Genomic DNA, 5,486 nt, shown 5'->3' with positions numbered 1-5,486 from the left:
GGCCGCCTGGTGCTTGGCCGGGGCGGTCGCGCCGGCTGCCTCGGGGCCGCGCGCGCCTCCCTTTGGGGCGCCGAGCGCGGTCGCCGCCTTGCGGCTGCCTTGGGCTGCTTTCTTCGCCTTCCTCTGCCGCAGCCTTCCCGCGGCCTTCTTGGCCGCACGCCCCGCGTCGTACATGCCCGAGGCGCCCTCGAGCTCCTCCGAGTCGTCGAGCTGGGAGACGGCCTCCCGGGCGATCGCCAGCTTCGCCGCATCGACGCGCGAGCGCATCGCGGCCGCCGCGCGCCGGTCGCCGGCTGGTTGGGACAATTTGTCCCCGAGCCCGCCTTCCGGCGCGTCGGGCCTGGAAGGGCGCCCCTTCGCCGTTGCGGCGGGGCCTCCCGCCTCGTCGAGCGGGCCGGCACCCTCCGAGACGTTTCCCAGGGCGTCGCGCTCGGTCTCCGCGACGTCGCCCGCGGTGAGCACGTCGCGGCGCTGCGCCCCGACCACCTCGAGCATCCCGCCGCCCTCGCTCGGGCCGGCCATTCCTATTCCTCCGCCTCTCGCGCCGCCCGGCGCATCTCGCGCTCGGCGACCTCTGCGGGCTTGGTGTTCCACAGGTCGTAGAGCGGGCCTTTCGGGAAGTCGTCGGTGATGGGCACGCGGATCCCGGCGCTGATGAGCAGGCCCTCGCCGGGCTTGACGGCGTCGCCGATGTAGCCGCGCTCCGTGGCGGAGAGCTGGAGCATCTCCGCCCATGCGTCGAGGTCGGCGGTGGACTGCTTGTGCAGCAGGAAGAACTCGGAGTTGAGCACCATGTCGCGGGCCTCGGCGTTGGCCAGCATGTGGCTCGTGTTCTGGCTGATGCCGGTGCAGATGAGGCCGAACTTGCGCCCCTCGCGCCACAGGCGGGCGAAGTACTCGACCACCGTCGGGTGCGCGAAGAGGCTCTGCACCTCGTCGATGTAGAGCCAGGTGTAGTTGGGGCGCGGCGGCGTTACCATCACGCGGTTGCGCACCATCTCGAGCGCCGTGATCATGCCGAACACGCGCATGTTCTGGCCGAGGCCGTGCATGTCGATGTTGGTGATGCGGTTGTCGAGCGCCACGTTGCTCTGGCCGTTGAAGAAGGAGAACGCGCCCTTCACGTAGCGCTCGTAGCGCAGCGCGATGTCGGCGGCCTCGGGCTCGGGCTGAGCGAGCAGCGCCGCGTGGAAGTCGCCGAGCGTGGGCAGGCGGCCGTCCCTCGCGCACTCCCGGTACGCCTCGCCGACGCAGCGGGCGATGATCGAGCGGTCGCGCTCCGGCAGGCCCTCGCGGCCCTCGGCCATGAGCGCGCTCGAGAGCGCGAGCACCGCGTCGGTCTTGTACGCGAGCTTGGCGGCGTCGGCGCGGTCCGCGACGTCGGCGGTGTCGAGGGGGTTGAGCACCGCCGAGCATCCCGGGGCGAGCTCGACGTTCGCACCGCCGAGCGCGCCGACGAGGTTGCCGTACTCGCCGGCCGGGTCGAAGATCACGACCTCGTCCTCGGGGTGCGCGAGCACGGTGTTGGTTATCTCGCGCTTCACCGAGAAGCTCTTGCCCGATCCGGGCTTGCCGCACACGAAGCCCATGGGGCTCGCCAGGCGCTTGCGGTCGCACAGCACCAGGTTCCCGCTCTCCCTGGACTGCCCGTAGTAGCCTCCGCCCGCCTCGTCGAGGCTCTGGCTGGCGAAGGGCATCTGCATGGCCACCTGCCCCGTGGTGAGGTAGCGGCTCACGGTGACGTGGTTGTCCCCGAGCGGGAGCACCGAGTTGAGAGCCTGGCGCTGCCGGAAGTGGAGCGGCTCGAGGCCGATCGTGCAGCCCTGCGCGACGCTCGTCACCTGCTGGACGCGGCGGTCGAGCTCCTCGAGGCTGTCGGCCCAGGTGTAGACGAGGCCCGTGTAGACGAACAGGCGCTCGGACTTGTTGCGCAGGAAGTCGAGCAGCTCCTCGGCCTCCTCCTTCGAGAAGCGCAGCTCGGGCGGCAGGATCTGGTAGTCGTAGCCCTTCTTCACGGCGCTCATCTGCTCGTCGATGATCTCCTTGTCCATCCAGTCGATCTGGCGCTTCACGAGCGCGAGCGCCTCGCTCTGCGCGATGGGCTGCACGTGCAGCGTCACGTTGAGCGGCAGCGGCAGGTCGATGATGGAGGCGAGGTAGGTCTCCTCGATGACCGACCCGAAGCTGCGCACCGCGAGCACCGCGCCGTAGCGCCCGTCGCTGCGGAAGCAGTCGGACCTGCCCTCGGGCTTGAAGTCGAGCGTGGAGGGCATGACGAAGTCCTTCGTGCGCGCTCCCGACGTCGGGGACAATTTGTCCCAGGAGAACTCGAAGCGCGACCCCGGGCGCAGCTGCCCCTGCAAAAGCTCGAGCCTCTCGACGCCGTCGAGGGCGCGCGACGAGCAGCGTATGCGCGCGAGCGTCTGCTCCACGTCGCCCCGGATGCGCGCGAGCTTGGGCACCGCGGCGTCGACGTCGTCGGCGCCCACGGCGTAGGTCAGGTAGCGGTGGCGCACGAGGTTCGAGACGCCCTCGCGCATCTTGTCGTTGAGGATCCGGTTGTACTCTTCGGCGAGCCCGGCGGTGGCGCGCTCCCCGGGCTCGAAGAAGACCTTGCGGCCGACCTCGTCGGCGGGGATGGGCGCGTTCACTACCTGGAGCTGCACGTGGGAGTCCGCCGGGAAGTAGTTGAACAGCGAGCTCATCACGGTGAAGGCCGTCTCGCGCGCCTCCTTGCGCGCGGACTGGTAGCTGATGTCGGAGAACTCGACCGTCTGGCTGAACACCCCGGGCATCACCTGGGCGATGCCGTCCCTGTACATGGCGTCGTAGCCGACGTAGGCGGCCATCTCGCGCGAGCGGTCGCGCTCCCGGCGGCGCCTCTGCCGCTCGGCCTCCGCGCCCTTCGAGGCGTCCTTGCGCCCGCCCGTGCCGCCGAGGAGCAGCCCGAGGGTGCTCGGGCGCTTCGGCCTATTCTCCTTGTTGCTTCTTGCTCGGCTCATAGAGCTCGGCTCCTTTCTTCCTTGCCCTGCGCCTCGCGCGACGTCCCGGGCGGCCCGGGCGCGGCGAGCCCTCGGGGAGGCTCCCGGCGAGGCAGGGCTCGTACGCGAGCAGCTGCGGGGAGAGCTCGTGTGCCGCCAAAAGCGGCAGCAGCTCCTCGGCGCGCATGCCGAAGGGCCGCCAGAACCCGGCGAGCCAGAACGGCATGCTGCAGAGCATGATCGGGAAGGCCGCGTCCGCGACGTCGGCGTGCAGGCCCAGGTGGACGAAGGCCGCCGCCCCGACCGCGCTGCCGAAGCCGAGCGACACGCATGCGAGCGTGCGCAGGCTCATCTTCCCGACGATCTTCTCCTCGTACTCCCCGATGTCCTTCTGCACCGGTATCCGGAGCGCCATCCGCGACGCCCCCTATGCCGGCAGCCAGGACGTGTCCAGCTGCCCGAAGTAGACCGACGCGGCGATGATGATCGCGCCGCCGGCGATGGTGGAAATGGCGGTCGCGATCTGCGGGCCGCCCTGCTGCTCCCTGATGGCCAGGCCGAGCGAGACCGCTCCCCACACGACCAGGAAGCCGCCGAGGAAGGTCACGCAGCCCGACACGAGCTTGATGACGTTTGCGAGCATGCTGCTCTCCTTTGCTTTCGGTTGACGATGTTCCTTGCTGCTCCTCCCCCGCGGCGGGGGAGGCCCGCGCCCTCCGCGGCCCCGTCACGAGGCGCCGTCCTTCCGCCTGCGGTACTCCGCGAAGTCGAACGGGCCGCGGCGGGCGGCCCCCTCGAGCAGGCGCGAGCGCGGGTGGCGCTCGAGCCGGTACTTCCGGTCCATGAGCGGCATGCACCCGTTCACGAGCACGAGCGCGTCCTCGCGCGGCATGCGCGCCACCTCGGCGGGCTGTATGAGGTCGCGCTCGGAGATGCCCCGGTTCACGGTCCGGGTCCAGCCGGCGCCTCGCGAGTCGCTCTGCGTCTCGCTCGCCACCGTCTGCTTGCCGGCCATCTTGCTGATCTCCTCGTTGGTCTCGTTCGCCTTGCCGCCCAGGTAGAGCAGCGTGTCGCAGGCGTTCACGATGGTCTCGGCGTTGTTGTCGCCGTAGGTCTCCTTCAGCTGCGAGAGCGACTGGGCGATCATCGAGACCGCGATGTTCCTGCTGCGGGTGACCGCGATGGTCCGCTCGAAGTCGGGTATGCGCCCGATGTTGGCGAACTCGTCGAAGACGAAGTGCACCGTCGTGGGCAGCGATCCGCCGTGCGCCTCGAGCGCCTCGGCGCAAAGCGCGCTCACGGCCGTGTCCATGAGCAGGGCGAACAGGAAGTCGAAGGTCGAGTCGGTGTCGCTCATCGACGCGAAGAGCGCGACCTTGGCTCCCTCGTCGCCCATGTGGGCGAGATCGAGCTCGTCTTTGGAGGTGAGGTCGCGGACGGCGCGGATGGACAGCGGCTTCAGGCGGACGTTGCAGCTCGAGAGCATCGACTTCATGGTGTCGCCGGCGGCCACGCGGAACTCGCGGTAGCTCGCGAACGCGAAGTCGTCGGGCGGCGCGGGCTCGCGGACCTTGACCCACTCCCACGCGCCGTCCTCCTCGGCGAAGCCGCGCAGCGATCCGCCCTCCGCCGAGGCGCCGCCGCGCCTGACGTAGCGCTCACCGGTCTCCAGCTCGCGGAACACCATGTCGAGCGGGCTCATGTAGCCCGGGTCGTCGCGGGCGTCGGCGAGCGAGAGCAGCGTGAGCAGCCCGTCGAGGTTTCGGTCGGCGGGCTCGCAGTGCATGACGAGGTAGGCCGTGAGTGCGGTGTAGACCAGGCGCTCGGCCTTCTCCCAGTAGGGGTCGCCCTTGTGGTCGGCCTCGCCCTCGGTGTTGGCGACGATGCCGCGGGCGAAGCGGATGACGCCCGCCTCGTCGCGTATGTAGGCTATGGGGTTGAAGCGCATGGAGCGCGAGAAGTCGATGGTGTCGAACGCGCGGATCTCGTAGCCGAGCTCCGCCAGCGCGCCGCCCATCTCGCGGATGAGCGTGCCCTTCGGGTCGGTCACGAAGAAGCTGGCGTTGGCCTGCAGGAGGTTCGGCTTGACGTAGTAGCGCGTCTTGCCGGTGCCGGGTCCTCCAACCACGAGCACGTTGTCGTTGGTGTCGGTGGAGAGGTCGAACCTGCGGCTCACGAGGCGGATGCGCGCGTTGTCGGTGAGGATGATGTTGTTGTCGGGGTCCTTGGGGTCGCCGAAGGGCGCGATGTCCTTAGGCGTGGCCCACCTGGAGCTCCCGTGCTCCTCGCCGTCGCGCCGGGCCCCCTTGGTCCCCAGGGAGCGCGCCCAGGCGAGGGGCGCGCCGCACGCGCAGGCGGTCCCCGCGCACAGGGGAAGCGCCTCCGCGGAGAAGACGCGCCCCGCGCGGAGCGCCGCGGGTATCGCCGCCATGGCGGCCTTCGGGTCGAGGATCGGGTTCGCGCCCGACGCCGCGATTGCCGCGGCCGCGAAGTCCCCCGCGGCGA

4 protein-coding genes and 1 pseudogene are annotated in these 5,486 nt (G+C 70.4%); all 5 read right to left on the bottom strand.

Translation table 11 applies throughout. From position 1 onward, the window contains the following. Positions 1–522 (bottom strand): annotated as a pseudogene (locus tag DW178_RS11015) (hypothetical protein); the annotation flags it as partial. Between the two features lie 2 nt (positions 523–524). After that, on the bottom strand, positions 525–3,002 hold the full coding sequence (locus tag DW178_RS11010) for a VirB4-like conjugal transfer ATPase, CD1110 family (RefSeq protein ID WP_073293312.1): 2,478 nt from the start codon (positions 3,000–3,002) through the stop codon (positions 525–527). Then, on the bottom strand, positions 2,971–3,378 hold the full coding sequence (locus tag DW178_RS11005; RefSeq protein WP_270241130.1) for a PrgI family protein: 408 nt from the start codon (positions 3,376–3,378) through the stop codon (positions 2,971–2,973). The genes DW178_RS11010 and DW178_RS11005 overlap by 32 nt, the downstream gene beginning before the upstream one ends. Positions 3,379–3,408: 30 nt before the next feature. Further along, positions 3,409–3,624, bottom strand: coding sequence for a hypothetical protein (locus DW178_RS11000; RefSeq protein ID WP_006234636.1), 216 nt, complete (start codon positions 3,622–3,624; stop codon positions 3,409–3,411). 84 nt (positions 3,625–3,708) lie between these two features. Beyond that, positions 3,709–5,486: VirD4-like conjugal transfer protein, CD1115 family (locus DW178_RS10995; protein ID WP_147363867.1), on the bottom strand; the 1,778-nt coding region annotated here is incomplete at its 5' end.

Origin of the sequence: Eggerthella sp. AM16-19 (assembly GCF_003474385.1) — a bacterium.
Lineage (GTDB): Bacteria > Actinomycetota > Coriobacteriia > Coriobacteriales > Eggerthellaceae > Senegalimassilia.
This window is presented reverse-complemented; position numbering and strand designations above follow the sequence as displayed.

Coding starts and splice junctions, on each gene's coding strand:
- DW178_RS11010 (WP_073293312.1), bottom strand. CDS start 3,002: ATGAGCCGAGCAAGAAGCAACAAGGAGAATAGGCCGAAGCGCCCGAGC.
- DW178_RS11000 (WP_006234636.1), bottom strand. CDS start 3,624: ATGCTCGCAAACGTCATCAAGCTCGTGTCGGGCTGCGTGACCTTCCTC.